We start from the raw sequence: 25613 nt of genomic DNA, 5'->3' as shown, positions 1-25613 counted from the left end.
AGGAGTGGTACGCTTGAGTTTTTTTGATCGCAATCGGAAGGAGCTGGAACGACGGGGCATCGCACCTGATCGCCTTCCACCCGGCCAGTACATGACCGACCGATTTCCCGTGTTGCACGCGGGAGAGGTGCCTCAGTACTCGGATTTAAGCCAATGGTCGTTGCGCGTCTTCGGATTGGTTGAGCATCCTGTCGAGCTCAGCTATGATGAGCTGGTCGACCTTGGAGTCGAGGAGCGCACGACGGATATCCACTGTGTGACCAAATGGTCGAAGTTTGACACCGTTTGGCGCGGGATTCCAATCACCAAGATCATCGATCTGGTTCGACCTCAGTCATCTGTCACCCATCTCATTGCCCATGCGGAGTATGGTTTTACTACCAATATCCCGTATCAAGATGCGTTGGATGACCCCATCTGCATGTTGGCGGTCGCCTTCGACGGCGAGCCGCTCGATCCCGAGCACGGTTATCCGGTCCGATTCCTGTTACCCCATCTGTACTTCTGGAAGTCGGCGAAGTGGCTTCGCGGTCTTGAGTTTCGGGATGCAGATGCCCCCGGATTCTGGGAGCGAAATGGCTACCATAACTACGGCGATCCATGGCAAGAGCAGCGCTACTGGGGGAGTTAGCTTGGCGGCGTCCGCTCCGGGCGTGGTTGAATACTGACAATGGTCTCCGTTGTCGGGTAGATGCGCACTTCGCAGCCCTTCATGCCACCTCGGACTGGCTCAGCGCGGGCGAGGTCCCCATCGATGGCGAGGCTTTCGAGCAATCCCTCGATGATGCCGCTCTCCGTAACACAGAGGACAGGATGGTCGGCGACCAGGCTGCCAAAGGGACAGGACCTGTTTTTGAGGCCGAGCGAATCGTCGCGAGAGTCTTCGCTTGAGGAGAACCCATTTCTGGTGAGCGCATCGGCGACCAACTTGAGACTTGCAGCGATGCTCTTGGTGGCGGCCTGACCATTCATCTGCAGGCCGATCTCATGACCGTAATCGAATCCTACTTCATAGGCGAGCCGTTCGACGCTTTGGTTATCCAGCATCTCCAGTGCACGTGCAAGCAATCTTCCAAGGAGGGCGGCCTGCTCCCCGATACCGTCAACCAGCAGTGGGGCTCCAGTGCTTCGGTAGCGTTTCGAGGGCCTCCCGACTTGCGGTGTCGCATCGCGGTCAACCCCCGCCTCGACGTAGCCGCTTGCGGCGAGTCGGTCAAGATGATGTCGAGCAACGTTCGGGTGTAGTTGGAATTGGCGACCGATCTCCTGGGCAGTCACCGACCCGTGCTCGCGTACGTAGAGGTAGATTTCGCGTCGAGTGGGGTCCCCAAGCGCCTGGGAGAGTGCCTGTACTGCGCCCGTAAAAGAACTCGAGAGTGGGTCCTTCGCCTCCCGGTGACCGCGATCCGGCTTGTCGTCGCGCAGCGGTCGTCCCGTCGTCGGTCCGGTCTGATCTACATTTGCCAGTGGACGTGTGGATGATGGTGTTTGTTTCGTCGACTGTGTTGTCGTTTCCATGGACGCCTTCCCCTCCACCAAGACGGTAGCGGTATTGTTCCACTAGTTTAGTCATGAGAGGTTCAGTGCGAGGTGCTGGGGTACAAGGTAGGAGAGAATGATGGCCAAGGATATCCAGGAACAAGTCCTAGAGCGTTTGGGATCGCTCATCGATGATGAGCTGGGGGCGAGTCTCCAAGAGCTCGGTCTCGTGGGGCCAGTGAGTTCGCGGCTCCGACGGGTCAGCGCACAACTTTACTATGTGGGTGGTGCACCTGAAGTCGCCCAACGACTGCAGGCAGAGGCGGACGCTGCGGTTGCCGAACTCGGTTCTTCAGTCACAGTTGAACTGCTACCGTTGGATCCTGCCGGCCAGGCACAGCTCCGTGAACGGCTTATGACACCGGAGATGCTCGAGGCACGAACGACTCGGACGCCCGTCTTTTCGTTGCCTGGTTCGACGGCGCGCGTCATCGGCGTTTCCTCGGGGAAGGGTGGCGTTGGGAAATCGTCAGTGACGGCGAATATGGCGGCTGAACTCGCACGAAGAGGGCGTCGCGTTGGCATCTTGGACGCTGATGTCTATGGTTTTTCGATTCCAAAGCTCCTTGGACTCACCAGCATGCCTCGGGTGATCGACGATCTCATTTTGCCACCGAAGGCCTTTGGGGTGAAGGTGATGTCGTTGGGGTTCTTTGTCGAGGAGGATACGCCTGTCATCTGGCGAGGCCCGATGCTGCATAAGACGATTGAGCAGTTTCTGGTCGACGTGCTCTGGGGCGAGCTTGACTACCTGTTGGTCGACATGCCGCCAGGGACTGGTGATGTTGCCCTCAGCCTCCAGCAGTTTCTTCCGCGGTCCGAGATTTTTGTGGTCACCACCCCGCAGTCGGCGGCGGTTCGTGTCGCACAGCGGTCAGCACTGGCTGCCAAAAAGCTCAAGCTGCCGGTACGCGGCGTCATCGAGAACATGTCGGCATTTGTGACGCCAGAGGGCGAGCGCTATGCGATCTTTGGTTCTGGTGGGGGCGCGCGACTCGCTGGAGACCTCGGGGTGGAGTTGCTTGGAGAGGTGCCTTTGACGATGGCACTTCGCGAGGGCGGGGATCAAGGGATTCCAGCGGTGATTGGGGCGGCTTCTGACCTTGCGAGCGAAAGTTTGCGCGAACTCGTTGATAGGCTAGAGAGTCTAGGTCCAGTGAGACGGTATCGGAGTGATCTCAAGGTCCAAGCGAAGTAGGAGGTACTAGTGGAGATTCGTATTGGGCTCGGTGATGCCATGCGTGAGATTGAATTAGAGATGGACGATGGAACCGACCAGGCCAAGGTGATCGAGGAGTTCGCGAAGGCGCAGTCGGGGAGCGAGTCACTCTGGTGGTTGACGGACCGTAAGGGCAAGAAGGTCGGGGTACCGGTCAACAAGATCCTCTTTATCGAGGTTGGTCCAAACAAGGAACAGCGCAAGGTTGGCTTTAGCGCCTAGCGCATGATTGAGGAGTTGCTTCATAAGAGATTGATCTTCGTGACCGGCAAGGGTGGTGTTGGCAAGAGCACCATCGCGGCCGCGCTTGGGTCCTTAGGCGCACGCCGAGGCCTGAGGGTGTTGATCGTTGAGGTGGATGGCAAGGGCGACGTTGGATCGATGTTGGGCCTGACCGAGACCTCGTTCACGCCACAGCGCGCCGCAGAGAATCTTTGGGTCATGGAGATGGATACCGAAGCCGCCTTGGCAGAATATCTACGTATCTACGTCAAGGTGCCGTTCATCTCAAAGTTTCCCGGACTCGGCAAGATCTTTGACTTCGTCTCCACAGCGGCTCCTGGGGTGCGTGAGATTCTGGTGATCGGGAAACTCTGCTATGAGGTACGACAGGATACCTACGATCTGATCGTCGTTGACCCTCCTGCCAGCGGACACGTTATCTCGCAGCTCGGGGTGGCCGGTGACGTTGGTCAACTGATCCAGCTTGGACTCGTGAAGAATCAGACCGAGTGGATGCTGGAGATTTTGGCTGACCCAGAACGTTCGGTGGCGCTGCTGGTGGCCACGCCGGAGGAGACCCCGATCGAAGAGGCGCTCGATCTCGCTGGACGGTTGCGAGCTGAGACGCCGGTGCGTCTTGAAGGTGCCGTCGTCAATCGGCGATTTGTCGGTCCGATGGCGGGTGTCGAAACTGAGGTAGTCGAGGCGATCCGCACCTTCGGCGACTCGATCGCTGGCCTGAATGAGGTGCTCGCCGCCTCTGACCTTTTTGCGAGAATCAGCGATCGGCATGATCGTAACCTCCGAGTCTTCGTCGATCAATTGGGGCCGTCGTTACGGGTGGCAACCGTAGGAGAGTACTTTGGAGCGCTCGAGACACGTGAGCTCGTCGACGAGGTCGCTGAGGTGCTCGAGGTGGAGCTATGGTGACAAGGCTCCTTGAGAGCTTGATGACCAGGGAGCGGGTTTTTGTCGTTGGGAGCGGTGGCGTCGGCAAGACGACCCTCGCGGCGTCGCTAGCGATCACCGCTGCGCTTGAGCAAGAACTCAATGTCTTGGTCGTGACCGTCGACCCAGCGAAGCGGCTGGCTGGCACCCTTGGGGTGGCAGCTCTTGCCAATGCGCCTCGTGAGGTTGAACTGCCGGGACTCGCTCCCAAGGGAAGGTTGTGGGCTGCCTCAGTCGATATGAAGAGCGCTTGGGACGATCTTGTACATCAGTTCTCCCCGGACCACGCAACATCGGAGAGGATCCTAGCGAGTCCCATCTATCACAACCTCTCAGCGAAGTTCATCGGCTCGTATGACTATGCCGCCGTGCAGGTACTCGCTGCGCTCACCGCGGATGATCGCTATGATCTTGTCTTCGTCGACACTCCTCCGTCGCGTAATGCCCTTGATTTCTTGGATGCACCGGCGCGACTCCGTGAGTTTTTCTCCTCTCCACTGCTCGCGCTCTTGACCCTCCCGAGGAGGACGCGTCTCTTCTCTGCCGCCACCCGCCCCTTCTATATCGTTGCTGACATGGTGCTCGGTTCCGCTTTCTTGACGGATCTGACGGATTTCTTCGCGGATTTTGCCAAACTCGGCCCTGGATTGGTGGAACAGAGCAGGTCATTTTCGGAGCTCCTGACCTCGCCGACAACCGGGTTTATTGCGATCGCATCTCCTTACGGCCCTTCAGTCGATGAGGCGCACCGCCTCCTTCGGGCACTCGAAACTCGTCATTTGCATGCACTCGCCTTCATCGTGAATCGCTCTCTGCCTGGACGGCTTTTTACCCCGCAAGCGGAACAGGCGCGCGCGTGGCTCGAGCAGGAGGCACCTGGCGTCTTGGCGGCTCGTTTTGAGGAGAAGCCGGTGGTGGCCGGTGCCATTCTTCGTGCGACCTCCGAATTGGCCTTCACGCACCAGCAACTCACCAATGCCCGTGCTCGTGAACTCGTTGATGCCCTCCAGGATGTGGGTATCGATCTTTTCGAAGTTCCGATCTCGGAGCTGGCGTTAGATTCACCCATTGCGTTGGCGGAACTGGTCCGTTCGACGACGGTGGTTGATTCAGCGGGTGGCTGAAGTACCTTCTTGAAGCGGACCATCGCCTCCGTTGTCGGATCGTGATCAGTGGGTTGTGTGTGCTGAAGGTACGCCAGCGCGCGACCGCTGGGTGGTCGGAGTCCCTTCGAAGAGATAGTATCTCAGTGGTTTCGCCACGGGAGTCAGTGATGGCTACAGGCCGGGAGCTAGGCTGGACGCATGATCGACTACCATCTCCATCTCTGGTCTCATGGCTCCAAAGATAAGCCGGTCGTACTCGAAGAGCTGGCGGCGTACTGTGAACATGCGGCCGCGCAGGGAGTGTCGGAGATCGCGGTGACGGAGCATTTTTACCGCTTCTCGCAGGCGCGTTCGATTCTGTCTGGCTACTTCCGACGCTATCCCGAGAGCCCGATGCGTGATCTCATGGAGCAGTACTGGGAGCAAAATGCTACTGCCGATCTCGACCAATACGTCGCTGTTGCGCTGGAGGCGAAGGCTGCGGGCCTCCCTGTCGTGATGGGTCTTGAGGTGGACTACTATCCCGAGGCGATGCACCGGGTACAGGCGATGTTGCTCGGATACCCCTTTGATGTCTTGCTCGGCTCCGTCCACTGGATTGAGACCTGGCCCTTCGATCATATCGATGACCCAGTGGTGATGGCGGAGTGGGAGCGCGTAGGTGTGGAACCGGCTTGGGCGGCCTATACACGAGCACTCGAGGAACTGGCGGCGACCCATACCGTGGATGTACTCGCGCATCCTGATCTCGTGAAGGTGGCTGGTCACCGACCAAAGGTGCCCCAGGAGTACTTCGACCGCATGGCTGAGGCGGCGGCCACGGCGGGGGTAGCCGCGGAGGTCTCCTCGGCGGGTATGCGCAAACCGGTAAGAGAGTTCTATCCCGCTCCCGGGCTGCTGCGACGGTTTCTTGAGCTCGAGGTGCCGCTCACCACTGCATCAGATGCCCACGGTCTTGGTGACGTCGCTGATCGTGCACCTGAGATCAAAGAGCTGTTGGTGGCCCATGGGGTGACGACGTTACGCCGTTTTGAGGGTCGAGTGGGCACCGAGGTAGCGCTCTAGCCATGCTGGAGAGGGATGCAGCCTCGCTGATCGACTCGCGGCGTACCTATCTCGGCGAGCTCTTGCGCTTTTGGGGGTTCCTTGCTGATCTTGGTTTCAGCGATCTGAGCATTGCACTTCCCATCGAAAACCAAGAGGGTCGGCGCTCGCGCTACACCATCGTCTCTCAGGTGCGTCCTGCCACCTCCCAGACGGCACATCCTGGGGATTTGATCGGGATGCAGTTTGACCTCACCGAAGGATCGCCAATCTATCGCTGCTTTCACCGAGGGGAGATCGTTCATGAGACGCGTTCCGATCCTCGAAGCGGACGTCACATCACCTCCTGGTTCATCCCCCTGCTCCAGGATGGCGAGGTCTTCGGCGTGATGATCCGCGACCAACTCAGCGAGCGACATCGCAACCCAGGAGAGTTGGAATCGACCTACCTGAGCCTGTTCGATCAGTTCATGGCGATGTTGATCAATGGCCGTTTCCCCTACCCGCCGAGCGAGGTCGAGGAGGCCCCCCGGGTTGGTGACGGGGTGTGCGTGCTCGATGCCCATGAACGGATTCGGTTTCTTTCACCGAACGCGCTGAGCGCGCTGCACCGGCTCGGGTGTCCAAGTGTACGGGTAGGAATGAATCTTGAGGAACTAGGGCTCCGTATTCAGGCGCTGCAGCGCGCCGACATACTTGGAGCGCCAGTCTTTGAGGAGGTTGAAAAGTCGCGCGGGGTGACGGTCACCTTCTACTGTCTCCCGCTGTATCGTGGTGACGTCGGGAATGGGTATGTACTGCTATTGCGCGATGTGACCGACCTCCGTCAACGGGATCGCCTTCTGGCCTCCAAGGATGCGACGATTCGCGAAGTGCATCACCGCGTGAAGAATAACCTGCAGACCATCTCGAGCCTCCTCAGTCTTCAGGCTCGACGCCTCTCCAATAGTGAGGCTAAGACGGCGCTCGGCGAGGCAGAACGCCGCATCCGGTCCATTGCTGTGGTGCATGAGTTTCTCTCGCGAGACATCTCCGAAGAGGTGGAGATCGATGAGGTGATTGAGGCGCTGATTCGGCTCGCGCGTGAGTCGAAGTTGCCAGGGCGAGAACTCGATGTGGTCCTGGAGGGTTCTGCCGAACGGATCGATGCTCAGCGAGTAACGCCGTTGGCGATCGTGCTCGCGGAGTTGATTCAGAACTCGCTTGAGCATGGCTATGGCGACGACCGCAAGGCACTCAACGTTCGGGTAGTCCTCGAACGGCACCCAAAGGATCTGTGGGTGGAGATCAGTGATGATGGCGTCGGTTTCCCGGAGGATCTCGTTGCAGCGAGCGCAAAGTCGCTCGGCCTCGCCATTGTGCGTGACCTTGTCACGACCCAGCTTGATGGTACGATCACCTTTGATCATTCACGGCGGGGTGGTGCGCTCGTTCGTCTTCGCATACCGGTGCTGACAAACTCCCGTTCCTGATTCCACCAATCTGCAAACGAGCGATAGGCTAGTACGTTGTAAGCGTTGCAGAAGGGTAGGTACACGCATGAAAGTTGTGGTGTGCGTTAAGCAGATTTCCGATCCGTCGGAGCCACAGAGGATCGATCCGGCTTCGATGCGCCTGACTCGGGGTGCCAAGGCAATTTTGGACGATTCTGACGCCTATGGCGTTGAGATTGCATTGCGCCTCGCGGAGGCGGCTGGAGGTGCGGAGGTGATCCTGGTCTCAATGGCACCCAATCAGGAGGTCCAAGGGGTCAGGACCGGGCTCGCCATGGGAGCGACGAGTGCCGTCGTGATCAGCGACCCAGCACTTGCGGGTGCGGATGCGTTGACGACGGCGAAGGTGCTCGCTTCGGCGGCGCAGCGCGTCGGTGCCGATCTGGTGATTGCGGCGACTGAGTCGACGGATGGGTATACGGGTACAGTTCCCGCTCAGATCGCTGCTCTCCTCGAATGGCCAGCGTTGACCTTTGCTAAGCAGATCGAGTTACGAGGGACGACGGTATCGATCCAGCGCCAGACCGAAGATGGTTACGACGTGGTGGAGGCAGATCTTCCTGCGGTGGTGAGTGTGACGGCAGGGGTTGTCGAACCCCGGTACCCATCCTTTAAGGGAATTATGAGTGCTAAGTCAAAGCCCGTTGAGCAGCTCACACTCGCTGATTTGGGCCTCTCGGTCGAGATCCGCGAACAGGTCGTGGCTGTCGAAGACGCAGAGGCTCGTGCTGCTGGCCAAATTGTCGAGGACGACGGGTCCGCTGAGACCGAGATTATCAATTACCTTGCTCAGATCAAAGTACTCTAAGGAGAAGAAATGTTAACAAACTGCGTGATTCTCGCTGAGCCCCAAGGAGGGGCAGTAGCGCCGGTTGCTCTTGAGCTCGCTACCTTGGCCCGGAGCCTGTCTGAGCAGGTGACGGCGGTCATCTATGACGTCGACAGCCAGGAGGCTGCAACGACGCTTGGATTCTACGGGGTCACCGCGATCATCTCACTTGGATCCACCGACTCGCATCTGCCTGGCGTCCCTGTCGCTGATGCGATGCGTGAGGTGGTCAGCAGCGTGGGCGCCCAGGCGGTTTTGGTCGCTCAATCGTACACGGGACGAGACGTCCTCGCCCGGCTTTCGGTCCTGCTCGACGCTCCGGTGCTCACGAACGCGGTGATGGTCCGGGAGGTCGATGGTGCTATCGTCGCAGATAACCTGGTCTTCGGTGGTGAAAAGGTGGTCTCATCGAAGATCACTGCTCCGGTCCAGTTGCTAGCGATTCGCCCCAAGAGTATCGCCAGCGAGGCAGCTGCGGTGCCAGCTAATCCAGCCGTCACCGATGGATCGGTCAGCTCGAATACCCAGGCAGACCGAGCCGTGATCGTGTCGAGCCATGTGGAGGAGCGACAGGGACCGAAGCTGGACGAAGCCGAGGTAGTGGTCTCCGGTGGTAGAGGGCTTGGAAGCGCGGAGAACTACCGCTACGTGGAGGAGCTAGCGGGATTGTTGCATGGAGCGACTGGAGCCTCTCGTGCGATCGTGGACGCGGGCTGGGTTCCCTATGCCTATCAGGTAGGACAGACCGGCAAGACGGTGAAGCCCAACCTCTATCTTGCCATCGGTATCTCAGGCGCGACCCAGCATATGGTCGGCATGAAGGGGGCAAAAAACATCATCGCTATCAACAAGGATAAGGACGCTCCTATCCTCCAGATCGCCGATCTTGGCGTGGTCGGTGATGCGCAGAAGTTGTTGCCGCGACTGATCGAAGCGATTCGCCAAAGGGTTGGCGCCTAACACAGAAGATCGGCCGCCATCGGAGTTTTCGAAGAGCGTGTCCGACAGAGTCGGTGAAATGATGATAGGATCGCAACAGCAACGAAGACAAGGAGTTGTGATGATCGTATCGACCACGTGTGAGCTGCCCGGCTATCGTATCGATCGGGTGGTTGGACCAGTTTTTGGTCTGACTGTCCGATCGAGGAATGCCTTTTCCCAGGCTGGCGCGGGACTCAAGGCAATGTTTGGTGGTGAACTCAAAGGCATGACAAAGAACCTTGAGGACTCACGAGCGCAGGTTATTGAGCGGATGCAGGAAAGGGCTACAGAACTCGGAGCGAATGCTGTGGTTGCCTTCCGATTCGATACCTCGGAGATGGGTGGTGATTGGACGGAGATCTGCGCCTACGGCACGGCCGTCGTCGCAACGCCGGTGGGGTAACCGAAACCTGCCGGTCCGGCGCCGGTGAGATGATGCCCGCGTCGTTCGGAGGGGTCGATGGATGGGATCGCTCATGAAATGACCTCACCGCTTTCAGACCAGTGGCTGCTTTCAGATCAGCGGCCATGGGTAGGGCCGTTCGTCGACGTCGAGATCGATGAGTGCGCGCATCGATGCCACCACGCGCAGCCGATGCACCAGCGTTCTTCGCTCGCGCTGGCTGAGCAGCTGGGTGAACTCGGGGTTCAAATCGTCTGCTGTATGGGTCATGGCGTCGAGTAGTTCCTGGGGGATTGGAGCGCCACCAAACTCCCAAATCACCGTCCGCAGCTTTGGCTCGGCGTGGAAACAGAGGGCGTTGTCGATGCCCCAGAGGTGTCGACCTTGATCGAGTAGAAGATGGCCGGCCTTGCGATCAGCGTTGTTAGCGACGAGGTCAAAGGCGGCGACCTCGATGAACCGATCACGCAGGTCAGGCTCGTCGTAGAGCTCAAAGTAGTGCAGGTCAAAGTCGGCATCGATGAAACTCTGCAGCGATCCTCTCCCGAGTGGAAGGTCATCGCGGATGACGATCGGTGGAATGAAATCGAGCCCGAGCTGGCGAGCGAGCACATAACTCGCTCGTTCTCGTCGAAAAAGCCCAGCGGTGAAGTCCCACAGCGGTCGCTCTAGGGATGCAGGTTTGTAGACCCCAAGGTGGCCGCTCTCGAGTTCGACGAGGAGCGCTCCATTCGAACTCGCCTCGATTCTTCCGAGGATGGTTACCTCGCCGGTTGTGAGTTCTGCTTCGGTTGCTAGAGGCTCGGAGCTCGGTGGCCGTTGGTTCTCGGGCATGCGTGTCCTTGTGGATCGAGTGGGTAACCGCACAGTGGACATGGTGGGCGTCCCTGCTCCACCAGCCTGGTGGCGGTGATCGCGAACTGTGCCGCTTGTTCTCGGGTGATGATGAAACGTGCCGACGCGGACTCGGCGCCTTCGGCGGCGAGCTCTTGGAGCTCGATCTCGATCAGCTCGGTGGTTGCATCGACCTCGATCTCGATGGAACCGACGGCCCACGCTGGGGTCAGGTCGCCAAGGAGTGACTGGTCACCACTGAGTTCGTGGGGACGCGAGAGCTCCTCCAGCGCGGTAGTGAGCCCTTGAACGAGCGCGAGTACCTGCGTCTTCTCGACCTTGACTGTTAGCAGAAAGAGGCCCGAGCCGACCTGCAGGAGGAAGACGCGATGGCCGGGCTCACCTTGGGTTCCCACCGTGAAGTGGGTCACTGAACCAAAATCGATCAATTCGCTCAAACTGGTGCTCCTCCAATCATCACTCCGGTGTTGAGAGAGTCCAAGTTTATGCCCGACTCCCCGATAACAATGACCGTCATCGATGCGGTAGCGACGGAGATGCGATGCATCTGGTCGAGATGCATGCCCAGAGCTTCGGTGGCAAGGATCTTGATGGGATCGGCATGGGTGAATCCAACCACGGTCTCTCCGCTGTGCTGGCGGCGAATCTCGTTCACGAGATCGAGCATACGGTCGAGGACCTCCCGGATAGACTCGCCGCCGGGGAAGCGAAAGTTCCCAGCTTGAGCCATGAGGTCACGCCAGGCGGGTTTGCGGTAGAGTTTGGTCAACGTCGCTCCCGTCCACTCGCCGAAGTCACATTCGATCAGCCGTTCCTCGACGACGAGTGGTTGGTCGAGGTGTCTGATCAGTGGTTCCGCCGTCTCGCGAGCTCGTTCGAGTGGTGATGCGAGAACGACATCAACCGCCCCGTACCTTGGGCCGAGTTGCTCGCTGACCGCGTTGGCCTGTTGGAGGCCATGTGTGGATAGGTGGAGACCCTCGGCCCTGCCGGGGAGGATTTTGCCGGTGGTCGGAGTGGTGCCGTGGCGGACCAGAATGAGTCGAGTGGGGGTGGTAGCCAGGTTCCTAGAGCCTTTCGACGATCATTGCCATGCCCTGCCCGCCCCCAACGCACATGGTCTCAAGGCCATAGCGGCCCTTCGTGCTGGCGAGACCATTCAGCAGGGTCGTCATGATGCGAGCACCGGTCATGCCGAATGGGTGACCTAGCGCGATCGCCCCACCGTGTGGATTGAGTTGATCCTCAATCGAGATGTGGGTCTCGCGCGCCACCGGTAGCACCTGAGCGGCGAAGGCCTCGTTCAATTCGACGATGTCCATCTGCTCGATGGTGAGACCGGTGAGCGCGAGGACTTTTTTGATCGCCTCGATAGGCCCAACGCCCATGATCTCTGGTGCGATTCCGGTTACCGCACTCCCAACGATGCGAGCAAGCGGAGTGAGCCCGAGCTCATTGGCGAGTCGGTCTGACATCACCACCACGCCGGCGGCACCGTCGTTGAGAGGACACGAGTTGCCCGCAGTGACGGTTCCCTCTGGCAAGAAGACGGGCTTGAGTTCGGCGAGTTTTTCGATGGTGGTATTCGGACGAGGGCCATCGTCCTGGCTGATCACGCTCTGATCCGCTCGCGTGACTGGCAGGATCTCTCTTGCGAAAAAGCCGGAGTTGATGGCGGCACTCGCGCGATCCTGAGAGAGCTTTGCGTACGCATCCATCGCCTCGCGAGTGACTCCAAACTGCTTTGCAACGTTCTCGGCGGTGAGGCCCATGGGGATGTACATCTCGTCGATGTAGTCGGCGCGGGTCGTATCGGTAAAGCGCGGGTTCATGTCCTCGGGATCGAACCCTTTGAGTGAACACCGGGTCGTGCTCTCGACACCGCCGGCGACAAAAACGTCTCCCTCCCCGGCTTTGATCGCATGGAAGGCCATTCGGATCGCCTGGAGCGAGGAGGCACAGAAACGGTTGACGGTGGTTCCTGGCACGCTCTCAGGGAGACCTCCAAGCCCGGCGACGTTGCGCCCGAGGTTCATGCTCTGTTCCCCGTGCTGGAGAGCGGCGCCCCAGATCACGTCGTCGACGCGACTCGGATCAAGTGATGGCAGTCTCCGCATCAGCTCGGCGATCACGAGACCCGAGAGGTCATCGGGTCGTTCGTTGATCAACGAACCTTTAAAGGCCCGGCCAATAGGGGTACGCACAGCGGCAACAATGACGGCTTCGGACATTTTCGATTCTCCTTTGTGTAATTTCTTTGACGTACAAAGCTAGGTAGCTACCTCCAAAGTGACCCCAATGTAGCAAAGCGTGACTGTCGTAGTCATCGTCATCGGCGTCGTGGAGCTAGCGTGATGGGGCCATCGCCTCGCAGAGGCGCAGGATGCGTGTGGCATGCCCGGTGGCCTTGACCGCATAGAGGGCATGAGCGATCGTGAGATCTGGGTTGAGGATGAAGGTGGATCGAATGACGCCAACGACTTTGCGACCGTAGTTCATCTTTTCTCCGTAGGCACCCCAAGCGGCCATGACACCCTTGCTGGGGTCAGAGAGAAGATCGAACCCCAGATGAAAGCGTTCAGCAAAGTTCAAGTGACTCTCGACGGTGTCGGGAGAGATGCCGACGAGCTCAATGTTGAGCTCCCTCAGCCGATCACCCATCTCATTGAGGTCGGTTGCCTCAAGGGTACATCCGGGCGTCATGTCCTTGGGGTAGAAGTAGACGATACTGACCTTGCCAGCGAGTGACTCAAGGCATCGCTGTGTTGAGTACTGGTTTGGTAGACAAAATGACGGTGCCTTGTCGCCCGAGGCAAGTCTCACGGAGTCGGTCATTCCTCCAGGCTAGCGCATATCGAGCCACTCCGGTAGTCGGGGACCGGGTGTGGTGATGCGTCCCGCAATCTGGTGACCGAGATGAGCCATGTGGACCGGCCGCGATGCTCGGAGCCGTACTTGGTCCATCGTTCGTCAGAATCTGTTATACTCGCGGGCATGGTCTTCGTCTCCTGGATCAGCGGCATGGTGATGGTGGGGCTCGCCGTCGCTGTGATCCTGGGCATCGATAATCGTCGTAAGAGAACGAGCTATGCCCAAGTTTTGCGCGAGTATCCCCCCGCTCAACAACGTCGATGGCGCAAAACGGTGAAGCAACTGCATCGCCAGGGTGTTCTCGATGCAGCACCGCTGCCGCAGCCAGGGTTGACGATCGATGAAGTGCCGACGACCTTTCTCCTCGCGGAGAAGATGCGACTGGAGTCTTTGCGGCGAATGCAGCCGGTGATGATGGTCGTCCTTGGGGTCGAAATGCTAGGCCTCATGCTGGTAGTGTCTGGATCCAATGGCGACCGAACGCTAGCGATCGTCGGCCCGCTCATGGGCTTGTCGTTCTCCTGTCTTTGGGCGCTATGGCGGTGGCATCAGTTGCGCCGCACCTCTCCGGGGGTCGCGAGAGGAAGAGTGCCAAGGCTGATCAGATCCTACGAGTATGCGCTTGCGTTGCGCAACAGATGAGTGCGTATCGAGGGCGTGACACGATGACGGCAGGCGGCCGCGCGAGCTGCATGGGTGTCGGGAGTCTGTTCACCGCGTAACAGGCGTGATGGTGAGTAGCTGACCTCGCGCGGGCGCGTCTACTTTTTTCTTCCACACCAGCAAGTGCCTTCGTCGGGGGCTCTGTGGGGAGCCTACCTCGATCAGGGGAGTCTCCACCCTGGAGGTAGGCTAGAGGGAGAACAAACGGAGGTTATCTATGTCCCTAACGCCACTCGAGCCGGTAAAGTCGGTTTTGGTCATTACCGCTCACCCAGACGACGTCGATTTCGGTATCGCTGGTACGATTGCGGCATGGCGCAAACAAGGTACGGAGATCGCCTACTGTATCGTCACCGACGGTGATGCGGGCGGTTTCGATCCGAGTATCGCTCGTTCGGAGATACCTGCGATTCGTCGACGTGAACAGCGGGCTGCCGCGAAGGTGGTCGGCGTCGACACGGTTGAATTTCTCGGCTATCACGATGGATCGCTCGAGGTGTCGATGCCGTTGCGACACGACATCACCGCGATGATCCGACAGTTTCGGCCCGAACGGGTGCTCTGCCAATCTCCGACGCGCAATTTTGCTCGCATCGGTTCATCACACCCCGACCATCTCGCGGCTGGTGAAGCGGCGCTCTGCGCGGTCTATCCGGATGCTCGTAACCCTTTTACCCATCGTGACCTCTTAGAACAGGGCCTTGAGGCGCATACGGTGCTCGATGTGGCGCTGATGGCGTACCCTGACCCGACGCACTACGTGGATGTGACCGATACCTTCGATGCCAAGCTTGAGGCAATTGAACAACACAAGAGTCAGCTACCCGATCCCGAGGGGATGCGTACGATGGTTCGAGGCTGGCTCGCCATGGGTGCTGCCACCGCGGGTCTCGCGGAGGGGCGCTTGGCGGAGCTATTCTTTCTGGTAAAGACTGCGTAATTACAAGGGGGTAGGGGTCAATGGTGACACAACTCGGTTCTGATCTTCTCGCGCACATTGGATCGACTCCGCTGGTGCAGGTAGAGGAGGGGATTTTTGCCAAGCTTGAGTATCTCAATCCATCGGGCTCGATCAAGGCACGCATCGCGAAGTACATGATCGAGCGGGCAGAGGAACAAGGCCTGTTGGAGCCCGGGATGACCATCGTCGAAGCTTCAAGCGGGAACACCGGTAACGCGCTCAGTATGGTGGCGGCGGTCAAAGGCTACAAGATGCTGGTGATCATGCCAGAGGGTCTTAGCAGTGAGCGAGTAGCGATATCTAAGGCTTTTGGAGCTCAGGTCCGTGAGATCGGGGACTTTCATGTCAACAATGCACTCGAGGAGGCGCGACTGCTTGGAGCGCAACCGGGGTTTTTTTGCCCAGGGCAGTTCGACTCTGAGCTCAATGTAGAGGAGAATCGAGAGATTTTTGGACCTGAGATCCTTGCCGATCTCGGTGACGGACGCCTACCAGACGCCTTTGTCATGGGTGTTGGCACGGGTGGTACCTTGATCGGAGTCGGGCAATGCCTGCATGCCGCCAATCCAGCCTGTTGGGTGGTCGGCATGGAGCCCGATGAGTCGTGCACAATCCTCTGTGGCGAGGTTCATCACCACAAGATCGAGGGTATCGCCGATGGTTTTGTCCCCGGCATCTTTGCGCGCCACCATGATGAGGTGAACGAGTTGGTGGCGGTGACCAGTTTGGATGCCATCACGGAGATGTATGCACTTGCGCAGCGGGGTTATTTGGTTGGTCCGAGTTCTGGTGCCAATCTCGTGGCGGCCAGACGGTTGAAGGAGCGCCATCCCGAGTTTGGAACGATCGTCACAGTCCTCTGCGATGAGGGTGAGAAGTACTTGAGCGAGTACTACCTAGGTCAGTAGCGTCCACCATCATTGATGTGATTGTGGCGAGGATGAGAAGAGGGCGGTGCTGTTGCACCGCCCTCTTCTCCTTGATCGGTTGTGGGCTCGAAGTCCTCGGTCTCCCAACGGGCCAAGGACTTCTCCCGATTAGCTAGTCGGCGAGACTCGCTTCACCATTTTGGACTCCGCGACGGAGCTCAGCTGCCCGGGCGAAGGCCTGCTCAGTGTCCTCGCTGTTACGACCCGAGGCAACGGCCCAGGTGTAGAAGACAATGGCGACGATGATATCGACGACGATGTCATAGGGGTAGTGGATGAATCCCTTGTTATGGTTGAATGGAGCTCCAAACCGTGCCGCACCAAAATAGGCGATGGCGAGCATGGAGAGGAGATAGACCGGCAACCAGATGCCGGACTTCCAGTCCTCACGCGTGATTTTTTCGACAGGCGCTCCCACGGCAGAGGCGATGAGGTAGATAGCGGTTCCACCGAGAATACCGACGACGAGCTTCCAATCGACTCCCCAACCTGACCAGTAGATGATGAGGGTGCCACCGATGAAGGCTAGCAGGCCAAAGACTTTGGCTCCACCCAACCGGAAGGGACGGTGCTTGTCGTTGTGGTACTTGCGGAAGACCGCGAGCGAGACTGGACCCATCACGTAAGTGAAGGCAGTCGCCGAGGAGATGACCCCCACTAGGCTCTGCCAGCTTGGGAAGGGCAGCAAGAAGATAATGGCAAAGAGCACGGTGATGGACATGGCCCAGATTGGGACGCCGAAACGTTCGGAGACGCTACGGAACTTGTTGCCGAGGTAGTTATTACGAGCGGAGCCGAGCACCACGCGTCCACCAGAGGAGAGGTAGACCAATCCGGTTCCTGACGGTGAGAGCACGGCATCGGCGTAGAGGATCGATGCAAGCCATCCCAGGCCAATGATGGTCGCTACCTGGGCGAATGGTGAGGTGTAGGCTAACGCAGCCCAACCCTTGGCAATCGCGTTCGGTGGAAGAGCGGCGATGAACACCACCTGGACGAGGGTGTAGACCAGCGCCCCAAGCAGGATCGCGGTGAGGATGGCACGTGGTACGTCGCGCTGTGGATTCTTTGCCTCACCAGCCATATCGACCGCCTGCCGGAAGCCGAGCAAGGAGAAGATGATGCCTCCGGAGGAGATGGCGATGAAGACACCAGCGGTACCATAGGGCATGAAGCCCGATCCATGGGCCGTGGTCGCCGTGTAGTTGCCCCAGTGCTTTGCGACGAAGAGAATCACGATGATCGTCAGTGTCGGTGTGATGAACTTGAGGAACGTAACCACGCTATTGATCTTGGCAAAGACCTTGACCCCGTAGATATTGATCGCGTAGAAGATGAGGAGAATGATGGCCTCGACGACGAAGTCTAAGGTCTTGTTGTTCTGAAACGAGGTGATGTAGTGCTCGGCGTACTGGACGACCGCTTCTGCCTCGATAGCCGGTACTGCCGCGTATCCCAGGAATGCACCCCAGCTCATGATGAAGCCGACGAGCGAACCGTGGGAGAAGTGCGGAAATCTCGTGATTCCACCGGCCTCGGGCAACATGCCAGAGAGCTCGGCGTAGACGAGCGCGATGAAGGTGACGATGATCGCTGCGATGATCCACGCCAAGATGGCGGCTGGACCAGCGTAGTTTGCTGCGTAGAGCACACCGAAGAGCCACCCAGACCCGATGATCGCACCGAGCCCAGCGAAGCTGAGGTCGATATACGACATCTCGCGTCGTAAGCGCCCTCCTTCGGTAGTTTTGTTTATTTGCATTGAGTAGGTCCCCCTGACTTCCCATTTTGTTGTCTCTGGCCTTGTCGTTAGCCCTCGAAGCCATTGTGGACTTCGATTGTGCTAAACCTAGTACCATTCGAAGGGAGAGGTCGACAGTTTTGTTAAATTTGTGACGTTTCCAGGTTGGTGGGCTCCGGTTAGGAGTCGAGATGCCAGGCGCTGCGGCACCCAACGGCGCTAGTCGATCCTTTCAGGAGTAGGCATCGGTAGGTCGGTAGCCGCTGGGGATCGAAACTGCCGCTCGAAGACACTTGCGTAGAGTCCTTGCTGACTCAGTAAGTCCTGGTGCGAACCGACCTCAGCGACCCGGCCGTGATCGAGGACCACGATCGTATCGGCGTCCAAAACCGTGGAGAGTCGGTGGGCGATGACGAGCGACGTCCTGCCTCGCAGGGTACGTTGAATTGCCCCCTGGATGAGCGCCTCGTTGGTGGAGTCCAGGCTCGAGGTGGCTTCATCGAGGACGACGACTCTCGGGTCCTTCAACAGGACTCGGGCGATCGACAGGCGTTGCTTCTCGCCACCTGAGAGCCGATAACCCCGTTCGCCTACCAGCGTGTCGAGCCCTTGGGGAAGACGGTCGATGAGTTCGGCTAGTTGGCTCGCTTCGACCGCGTGAAGGAGATCTTGGGTGGTCGCGTGGATGTTGGCATACAAGAGGTTAGAGCGTACGGTGTCATGGAAGAGAAAAGGGTCCTGGGAGACGACACCGACGAGTGCTCGTAACTCCTCCAGATCGAGCTGGCGTAGATCAACACCGTCGAGGGTGATTGACCCATCGATTGGGTCATAGAGTCGAGTGATCAGGTTCGTCACGGTGGTTTTGCCAGCGCCTGAGTGTCCCACGAGCGCTGTCATCGTCCCTTCGGCCAGGGTGATGGTGATGTCAGACAGCGCATACTCCTCAGTGGCGGCCTTGGTCAATGTCGGGTTCTTGGCAAGACTCGCCAACGGGGTTGCGCTTGGGTAGCGAAAACTGACATGGTCGAAGACGATGCGTCCCCTTGGATGGGCAAGATGGATGGGATGGGTCGGGTTCTGCACCTCGGGCGTGAGGTCGAGCACCTCGTAGACCCGGTCAAAGCTCACAAGCGCCTGAAGAAGGTTGACACGGGCCGAGGAGAGATCGGTGAGGGGCGCGAAGAGCTTCGTCACGTACTGTGCTAAGGCCACCAGAGCACCAAGCGTGAGCGCATGGTGTAACGCCTCGTCTCCACCGATGGCGTACACCGCTATCGTCCCGATGCCACCCATGAGTGCCAAGGTGCTATAGTACAGCCGTCCAAAAAGTGCAAAACGGATGCCAGCCTCTCGGACATCGGCTGCCTGGGTCCGAAATTGCTGCGATTCCCGGTTCCGATTGCCGAATAATGAGACCAGTAACGATCCAGAGACGTTGAAACGTTCCTGTTCGAAGGCGGTCATCTCCGCATTCGCCTGCATCTGAACCCGTGCATACTGGGTGAGACGCTTGCCGAGTAGGCGATCGAGGAGGATCAGTACGGGTACGATCAGCAATGCGAGAGCGGTCACCTCTGGTGAGAGTTCGAACATGAAAAAGAGCGTAAACACGAGGGTGGCGACGTCCGAGACCAGCGAACCGAGTGTGCCAACAACCTGCTGTGAGGCTACGACATCGTTGTTCACCCGCGAGATGATCGAGCCGGTCTGCGAATGGGTGAAGAAGCTGAGGGAGAGAGTTTGCATGTGCTCAAAGAGACGGATTCTCAACCGGTAAATAATCCCCTCTCCGATCACGGACTGAAGGTAGCGGCTCAGCACTCCGACTCCCGTCTGGGCGAGCGTTAGGGCGCCGAGGATGACCGTGTAGATGATCAACAGGTGCAGTGAACCTCGGGGGATGGCATTGTTGATGAGGTCTTTAAAGAGCAGAGGGGTGAGGGAACCAAAGAGTGCGCCGAGCAGAATCGCCACAAGGTAGGCGACGATGCCAAAGCGAAACTCCTTAGTCACCTGCCACGCACGACCGAGTGTCCTGCTATCGATATCCTTCGCTGATACAGGATTTGAAGTCCTGTTCCGAAGGCCGCGCATCGTATTCACCGGCGTCGTCTGATTGTCTGCACACCAAAAAGGCTAGTAGCCTTGGGCGAGGTTTGTGAAAAGAAGGGATATTCATGGACAAGGACAGCTTCTACGAGGTAGTCTTCGGGCGTCGGGACGTCCGGGGGCAGTTCAATGGGGAGGCGATGGATCCCAAGGTGCTCGGGCGGATCTTGACGGCAGCGCATAGCGCACCGAGCGTTGGGATGTCACAACCCTGGGATTTTGTCTTGGTCGAGGCGGACGAGACTCGCCAGGCCTTCCATGCTCATGTTGAGAATGAACGGGCTATTTTCGCGGCGAGTCTTGACGGCGATTCGCAAGCGCGTTTCCGTGGAATCAAGATCGAAGGGATCCTCGATGCCAGCCTCGGTATCGTGGTAACCTACGATCCAGAGCGTGGCTCTCCTCACGTCCTTGGGCGCCATGCGATCGCTGATGCGGGACTCTACTCTGTGTGCCTAGCGATTGAGAACCTTTGGCTTGCTGCAACTGCGGAGAGGATTGGCGTCGGGTGGGTCTCCTTCTATCGCGAGGAGTTTCTCGCCGATCTTGTTGGGCTCCCTGCTGGCGTGCGGCCAATCGCTTGGCTCTGTATTGGTCCGGTCACGCACTTTGAACAGGTGCCTGACCTCGAAAGACTGGATTGGCAGGCGCGACGTCCCCTGTTGCCTTACGTGCATGTCGATCGATTTGGCAGCCAGTCAGGTTCTGAACGTCTTGCTGCGGTGCCCCGAGATGGGGCCGACTGAGACGCAGATACTCCGAAGAGCAGGCTCGCACCATCGGCGTAGCCACCGTTCACTCAACGATCCCGATGACAGTACTATGGTTGTTAAAACTTCAGACTTTCCAGGAGGGCCTGAAGCATCTCCCCTCGCTCAAGGTTGTCAGCGACGTGCGCCACCGCCTCCGTAATGGTTGCATCGAGCGGTTGCCCCAGAAAGATACTGCGCGAGAGGTTGTTCAAGCGATCCTGTACCTGCTGCTGTGCGAGTACCGAAGCGAGGTCAGAGGTAGCAACATTGGAGAGTAATTCGCGGGTGTTGATGATCCCACTGTCGAGCTCCAGACGGTAAAGCCGATCTGCGAAGCTCTCAAGGTCGTCCACCGTGTGTTCCTGATCGACGAGCAGCGAGAGGTAGAGCGCCAGCGCTCGTCCGGGAACAAGGAGGTCGGTTGCTTGGGTATCGAGCTCCGACTCGGACATCCAAGCTCGTCGCTCTTGCCAACTCGTAGGCAGGTCATCGCGTAGGCTTAATTGGTGTGCCACCGTCTTGACATCGGCGACCAGTGAACTGAGATTATCGGCGTCGAAGAGACCTTCTGGCTCACCGACGACGAGCCGCAGTTCGAGGGCAGAGGTGCAAACCAGATCCTGGAACCCGAGATAGGCCGACATCCGTGCGTCAAAAGAGGTTCCAGTGGACCACAAGAGCCGACGCACGGTCGTACGAGCATCCGTGAGCAGGAGTGCCAAGTAGACGTATTCGGCGGCCTTCACGATCGAGATGTTTGCGGCCGCAGCGATGGCTTGGACACCAAAGACTCCGACATGGTTGACGATGACGTTGGCGATCGTGGTAGCGATCAGCTCGCGCCGCAGTGGGTGCCGAAGCGAGAGCTGTTTGATGCGCTGTCGAACCGGCAATGGGAAGTACTCCTCATAGAGGCCATCGGTTAACGGATGGTCTAACAGGGAACTCTCCATGAGTTGTTGGTTGAGGTCCAACTTTACATACGAGATGATGATGGACAACTCGGCCCTTGTCAACTTCCTCGTCGGTGGATTGGCCGCGATGACCGAAGGATCGGGTAGGTGTTCAACCGCTGGAGCAAGGCCCGCGGACTGCACAAGATGACCAAGTAGTCGGGTGATCTCGCCCCAGGAATGGTCGTAGCGCGCCTCAGCGGCTGAGAGTGCCCAGTTCTGGTAGACGTTATCGGCAAGCACCTGCGTCTCAACTTCAGAGACACATTGGGTTAGTATCTCGTTGCGCTGGTCGACGGTGAGCGCACCCTCATGCACGAGCGCATCCAATGCGATCTTGATGTTCACCTCGTGGTCGGAGGTATCGACGCCAGCGGAGTTGTCGATGGAGTCGGTGTTACACCGACCGCCGCTCAGACAGTATTCGATGCGACCGAGTTGGGTCATCCCGAGGTTGCCGCCTTCACCGATGACTCGAGCACGGACCTCATTGCCGTTGACACGGACTGCATCATTTGCCTTGTCGGCGACCTCTACATTGGCCTCCGATGTGGCTTTGACATAGGTGCCGATGCCTCCGTTGAAGAGGAGATCGACCGGCGCTTGGAGGATATGCCTGATGAGCTGATTGGGCTCGTAGGTGGCTACTGGTATTCCAAAGGCCTCTGCGGCCTGGGCTGATATTTTGATACCTTTGACGTTGCGCGGATAGACACCGCCGCCGGTGGAGATGGCGGATTCAGGGTAGTCCTCCCACGTGGTGCCAGCCCCCTGTGAAAAGATGGCGGAGCGTGCCTGCCACGAGACCTCTGGCTCTGGATCGGGGTCGAGGAAGATATGGCGGTGATCGAATGCTGCGATGAGCTTGAGCTGGTGGGAACGTAGTGTCCCGTTGCCAAAGACATCACCAGAGAGATCGCCAACCCCTACGACTCGAATCGGAGTCCGTGCGATGTCGATGCCGACGGCGTCGAAGAGATGCTCTACCGAGACCCAGGCGCCCTTGGCGGTGATGCCCATTTCTTTGTGGTCAAAGCCATGAGAACCACCCGAGGCAAAGGCATCTCCGAGCCAGTAGCCATGAGCTACGGCGATTTCGTTCGCGATATCGGAGAAGGTCGCCGTTCCCTTATCGGCGGCGACGACGAGATAGTGGTCAGGCCCATCGTGGCATACCGTGTCCTGGGGAGGAACGATTTTGCCGGCCACAAGGTTGTCGGTCAGCGAGAGCAACGTCTCCATGAAGATGCGATACGAACGCTCGATCTTGGCGGCATTACGACTCTTCGGATCGAGGTCTTTCACGATAAAGCCACCCTTGGACCCGACTGGCACGATGACCGCGTTCTTCACCGTTTGCGCCTTCATGAGACCTAAGATCTCGGTCCTAAAGTCCTCCATGCGGTCAGAAAATCTGATACCACCTCGTGCCACCGGTCCACCACGCAGGTGCACGGCCTCGGTGGTCTCGTTCCGTAGATAGATTTCGTAGCGTGGCTTTGGATCAGGAAGGAAGCTGAGGTGTCGGGGGTCGATCTTGAAGGCTACGGCTTTGCGTTCTGCTTGGAAGAGGTTGGTGCGAAGCATCGCACGAATGAGTTCCTCCATGCCTCGCAAGACTTTGTCCTGATCGAGCGAACTCACATTGCTCAATTCTTCCTCCAGTGAGGCGATCAAACGTTCACTGGACTCGTCGCGGTCAAGCTCGGAGATCTCGGGGTCAAAGCGGGTGTAGAACAGACGCACCAATGTGCGCGCGAGCGTCGGCTGATTTACCAGAGCCTGTTGGCAGTAGGTTTCGGAATATCCCAAGTTGGTGAGCCTCATGTAGCTCGCTAGCGCCCTTGTGACCGCGATCTCATCTGGTTTGAGTTCAGCGGTAATGGCAAGCTGATTGAGCTGATCGTTTTCTTCATCGCCGCGCCAAATAGCAGCCAGCGACTGCTCTACCCGTTCGCGGACCCGTCCATGGCCAAGACGTTGCAGTGCCTCATCGCTTTCGACGACAAGACCTAGATCGATGATCCAGAGCTCTCGGTTCCCGGTCCGGCCTCGGTATGGCTGTTCATCCGAGACCTTCAGCCCGAAATTCTCGATGACCGGTAATATCTGCGACAGCGAGAGTCGACTCCCTATCAGAATTAAGTGGAGTCGTAGCTCTCCATTGACATCGACGAGGAGCCGCGTCGACAGTCGGCGATCGGACTCTAAGAGTTCAGCGATGGCGGTGAGGTCGGAGATGATGAAATCGTCGTTTTCTTCCTGTTGATAGCTCTCCTCGACGGATTCAGCGACCAGGTCTAAGGCACCGAGTACGCGCGGCAATACGTCTTGGTCAACCTCCTGGCGAAGTTTCGTGCGGATTCTTGTCCTCCACGGGGTCGTGATTCGGTCAAGCTCTTCGGCGAGCTTGTCGAGCCCCTCAGGAGTCATTGAGCCAAGAAGGATGTACTCTAAGACGAGGCGGCGTTCGGAGAAGAACCGGCCGATTTGCTTCGGGACGCCGTCACAGAAGTTCGCGAGCGTGTCGTCGATGCGATCCTCAATGCCAAACTCGACTCTGTCACCTGGAACCAAGACGAGCAGGCGACGCGGACCTGTCGGTGTTTGGCTCAAGAAGACCTGGGTGCGTGAGACCTCTTCGACCAAGAGGCCCGCTCGCGCGAGTTCAAGAAAGTCGTTCATCGGTAACGCCAGCACCGTGTCGATGTTGAGCGAGGTGACAAAGTCCTGCAGGACACGGTAGGAGTGACTTGTGGGGAGGAGATTCAGTCGCTTGCGGGCGGTTTCGAGACGGTCAGCGACCTCTGGGACGGCGAGCCCAATAGACCCAGTTCGTTGGGGGCGGAAAATCCCGACAAAATCAACCTCTCCTTCAGGCGCCTTGAAGGAGACGGCGCGGAGCTGCGAAAAGTCGAGAATCTCGGATCGTGCCGGAAGCACCTGGATGTGATAGTTCGTGCCGATATTACGTGGCCAGTGGCGATCGATGGCGACGTCCTCACGGGTAATGCCGAGGTCAAGCCGTTGCCCTTTCTTTGGACGTCGAATCTCGGCAAATGGTAAAAAGTGAGAAAAGGCAGAGCTGCTGATGGGAATCTCAGTCTTGCCGTTGATAGGAAACTCCTGCTCCTCGATGAGGTGAAGGAGATCAGAGAGCATACGATCCCGGTCTCTGTTGAAGTGGTGGAGTTGTTGATAGCGTTTGGCCAGCGTGCGCAAAAGTTGCTCGGCCTCAACCTTGGTCACCGTCATCGGGATCTGGGCGGCGAAAAACGAGACGAGCTCGGTTGACTGTGCTGAGGCAACGTTGCACCCACAACGGGCGAGATCGGCGCGCTCGAGGATGGGGTGAATCGTGGTGAGCCGATCGGATTTCTCACGGATGGTCTGAAGGAAGGTGTCGACAAGGAACTCCATGTCGTTACTGACGATGGAGATCATGGTGCCTGGGGCGCGCATCGTCGAAAAGACGGATTCGAGCTCAGAGACTCCCTCAGGTCGACAGCGTATGCGCAGGACATCTGACCCACGGACAATCTCCATCACACACATATCCTCGGCCGTAACGGTGTCCAAGGTATGGAGCTGGGCCGTGAGGGCCGCGATGACAAAATCGGTAGAAAAGGCCGTCTCTTCCTCGGGATCGATGTGTGCGGTGAACGAGCGAGCGAATCCGAGAAAAGCTTTGCGTTTCTCAGGCGAACCCAATTGAGATTCGAGTTCTCGTAGACGTTCCTTCAATCCGCTAAAGACCGGATTTTTTCCAAGCTTCTTCGTTGTAAGTGTCAACTTCGACTCCTTTGTCGAGTAGATCTCCCTCTAATTTAGCGCGTTCTAGACTGAGATCGTCACGTTCAAGAGTTCTGGACTTGTTCTTTGAGGTTGTGGTGGGCCTGTCTGCCGTAGTGTTTCGGCACAAAATCTCGAAGACTTGATGCCGATGCTGGGCGTGTGCGCGCTAACGGTGTTAGGTTGGGGGGGAGGAAGGA

Annotated in this window: 23 protein-coding genes; 14 read left to right on the top strand and 9 right to left on the bottom strand. The window is 58.3% G+C overall.

The genetic code is table 11. The annotated features are described in order from the left end of the window. Nucleotides 1-13: 13 nt before the first annotated feature. The gene (locus M7439_RS12320) at nt 14-631 is read left to right on the top strand and encodes a sulfite oxidase-like oxidoreductase (protein WP_298342532.1); all 618 of its coding nucleotides are present in this window, start codon (nt 14-16) and stop codon (nt 629-631) included. On the opposite strand, the gene M7439_RS12315 is transcribed toward M7439_RS12320, so the two are convergent. After that, nucleotides 628-1518 carry a metalloregulator ArsR/SmtB family transcription factor gene (locus M7439_RS12315; RefSeq protein WP_298342528.1) on the bottom strand — a complete coding sequence of 297 codons (891 nt, stop codon included), beginning with the start codon at nt 1516-1518 and terminating at the stop codon, nt 628-630. The two genes, M7439_RS12320 and M7439_RS12315, sit on opposite strands and share 4 nt — an antisense overlap. 97 nt (nt 1519-1615) lie before the next feature. Between M7439_RS12315 and M7439_RS12310 the strand changes: the two genes are divergently transcribed. The 9 genes from M7439_RS12310 to M7439_RS12270 all read left to right on the top strand — a co-directional run bounded on the left by M7439_RS12310 (nt 1616) and on the right by M7439_RS12270 (nt 9784). Beyond that, a complete protein-coding gene (locus M7439_RS12310; protein WP_308464509.1) occupies nt 1616-2737 on the top strand; it encodes an Mrp/NBP35 family ATP-binding protein in 1122 nt (373 codons plus the stop codon). Between the two features lie 9 nt (nt 2738-2746). Beyond that, nucleotides 2747-2980, top strand: a complete 234-nt coding sequence (locus M7439_RS12305) for a DUF3107 domain-containing protein (RefSeq protein WP_298336461.1) — start codon at nt 2747-2749, stop codon at nt 2978-2980. A 3-nt stretch (nt 2981-2983) separates the two neighbouring features. Beyond that, a complete protein-coding gene (locus M7439_RS12300; protein WP_298342524.1) occupies nt 2984-3910 on the top strand; it encodes an ArsA family ATPase in 927 nt (308 codons plus the stop codon). Beyond that, complete coding sequence (locus M7439_RS12295; protein ID WP_298342521.1) at nt 3904-5052, top strand: ArsA-related P-loop ATPase; 1149 nt, start codon at nt 3904-3906, stop codon at nt 5050-5052. Before M7439_RS12300 ends, M7439_RS12295 begins: the two co-directional genes overlap by 7 nt. Before the next feature lie 180 nt (nt 5053-5232). Then, nucleotides 5233-6099, top strand: coding sequence for a PHP domain-containing protein (locus M7439_RS12290; protein WP_298342518.1), 867 nt, complete (start codon nt 5233-5235; stop codon nt 6097-6099). Nucleotides 6100-6101: 2 nt separating this feature from the next. Continuing rightward, on the top strand, nt 6102-7550 hold the full coding sequence (locus M7439_RS12285) for a sensor histidine kinase (protein ID WP_298342516.1): 1449 nt from the start codon (nt 6102-6104) through the stop codon (nt 7548-7550). Between the two features lie 136 nt (nt 7551-7686). After that, nucleotides 7687-8379, top strand: a complete 693-nt coding sequence (locus M7439_RS12280; RefSeq protein WP_298442574.1) for an electron transfer flavoprotein subunit beta/FixA family protein — start codon at nt 7687-7689, stop codon at nt 8377-8379. A 9-nt stretch (nt 8380-8388) separates the two neighbouring features. Then, nucleotides 8389-9360, top strand: a complete 972-nt coding sequence (locus M7439_RS12275) for an electron transfer flavoprotein subunit alpha/FixB family protein (protein WP_298342510.1) — start codon at nt 8389-8391, stop codon at nt 9358-9360. A gap of 100 nt (nt 9361-9460) precedes the next feature. Next, nucleotides 9461-9784: a YbjQ family protein gene (locus M7439_RS12270; RefSeq protein WP_298342507.1), complete on the top strand. Its 324-nt coding sequence runs from the start codon at nt 9461-9463 to the stop codon at nt 9782-9784. A 111-nt stretch (nt 9785-9895) separates the two neighbouring features. On the opposite strand, the gene M7439_RS12265 is transcribed toward M7439_RS12270, so the two are convergent. The 5 genes from M7439_RS12265 to M7439_RS12245 form a co-directional block, all read right to left on the bottom strand. Continuing rightward, nucleotides 9896-10618, bottom strand: a complete 723-nt coding sequence (locus tag M7439_RS12265; protein ID WP_298342504.1) for a phosphatidylinositol kinase — start codon at nt 10616-10618, stop codon at nt 9896-9898. After that, nucleotides 10579-11076: a DUF3090 family protein gene (locus M7439_RS12260; RefSeq protein WP_298336480.1), complete on the bottom strand. Its 498-nt coding sequence runs from the start codon at nt 11074-11076 to the stop codon at nt 10579-10581. Before M7439_RS12260 ends, M7439_RS12265 begins: the two co-directional genes overlap by 40 nt. Further along, a complete protein-coding gene (locus tag M7439_RS13170) occupies nt 11073-11639 on the bottom strand; it encodes a histidine phosphatase family protein (RefSeq protein WP_374045756.1) in 567 nt (188 codons plus the stop codon). Before M7439_RS13170 ends, M7439_RS12260 begins: the two co-directional genes overlap by 4 nt. A gap of 67 nt (nt 11640-11706) precedes the next feature. Then, the gene (locus tag M7439_RS12250) at nt 11707-12870 is read right to left on the bottom strand and encodes an acetyl-CoA C-acyltransferase (RefSeq protein ID WP_298342499.1); all 1164 of its coding nucleotides are present in this window, start codon (nt 12868-12870) and stop codon (nt 11707-11709) included. A gap of 115 nt (nt 12871-12985) precedes the next feature. Next, a complete protein-coding gene (locus tag M7439_RS12245) occupies nt 12986-13474 on the bottom strand; it encodes a peroxiredoxin (protein ID WP_298336486.1) in 489 nt (162 codons plus the stop codon). A 159-nt stretch (nt 13475-13633) separates the two neighbouring features. Here M7439_RS12245 and M7439_RS12240 point away from each other — a divergent pair, with 159 nt between their 5' ends. The 3 genes from M7439_RS12240 to M7439_RS12230 all read left to right on the top strand — a co-directional run bounded on the left by M7439_RS12240 (nt 13634) and on the right by M7439_RS12230 (nt 16042). Continuing rightward, complete coding sequence (locus M7439_RS12240) at nt 13634-14152, top strand: hypothetical protein (protein ID WP_298342496.1); 519 nt, start codon at nt 13634-13636, stop codon at nt 14150-14152. Between the two features lie 238 nt (nt 14153-14390). Then, on the top strand, nt 14391-15113 hold the full coding sequence (locus M7439_RS12235) for a PIG-L deacetylase family protein (RefSeq protein WP_298342493.1): 723 nt from the start codon (nt 14391-14393) through the stop codon (nt 15111-15113). Nucleotides 15114-15133: 20 nt separating this feature from the next. After that, entirely contained in the window at nt 15134-16042 is a 909-nt protein-coding gene (locus M7439_RS12230; protein WP_298342491.1) for a PLP-dependent cysteine synthase family protein, read from the top strand. Between the two features lie 133 nt (nt 16043-16175). On the opposite strand, the gene M7439_RS12225 is transcribed toward M7439_RS12230, so the two are convergent. Together M7439_RS12225 and M7439_RS12220 are read right to left on the bottom strand one after the other, a co-directional pair. Next, the gene (locus M7439_RS12225; protein WP_298342488.1) at nt 16176-17825 is read right to left on the bottom strand and encodes an APC family permease; all 1650 of its coding nucleotides are present in this window, start codon (nt 17823-17825) and stop codon (nt 16176-16178) included. Nucleotides 17826-18023: 198 nt separating this feature from the next. After that, a complete protein-coding gene (locus M7439_RS12220) occupies nt 18024-19820 on the bottom strand; it encodes an ABC transporter ATP-binding protein (RefSeq protein ID WP_298342484.1) in 1797 nt (598 codons plus the stop codon). Nucleotides 19821-19984: 164 nt separating this feature from the next. Between M7439_RS12220 and bluB the strand changes: the two genes are divergently transcribed. Continuing rightward, a complete protein-coding gene (bluB, locus tag M7439_RS12215; protein ID WP_298342481.1) occupies nt 19985-20662 on the top strand; it encodes a 5,6-dimethylbenzimidazole synthase in 678 nt (225 codons plus the stop codon). A gap of 83 nt (nt 20663-20745) precedes the next feature. Here bluB and M7439_RS12210 read toward each other — a convergent pair whose 3' ends face one another. After that, the gene (locus M7439_RS12210) at nt 20746-25413 is read right to left on the bottom strand and encodes an NAD-glutamate dehydrogenase domain-containing protein (protein ID WP_298342478.1); all 4668 of its coding nucleotides are present in this window, start codon (nt 25411-25413) and stop codon (nt 20746-20748) included. Nucleotides 25414-25613: the final 200 nt, after the last annotated feature.

Origin of the sequence: Ferrimicrobium sp., assembly GCF_027319265.1 — a bacterium.
Lineage (GTDB): Bacteria > Actinomycetota > Acidimicrobiia > Acidimicrobiales > Acidimicrobiaceae > Ferrimicrobium.
The sequence above is the reverse complement of the archived record's forward strand: the minus strand, read 5'-3'. Positions and strand labels throughout refer to the sequence as shown.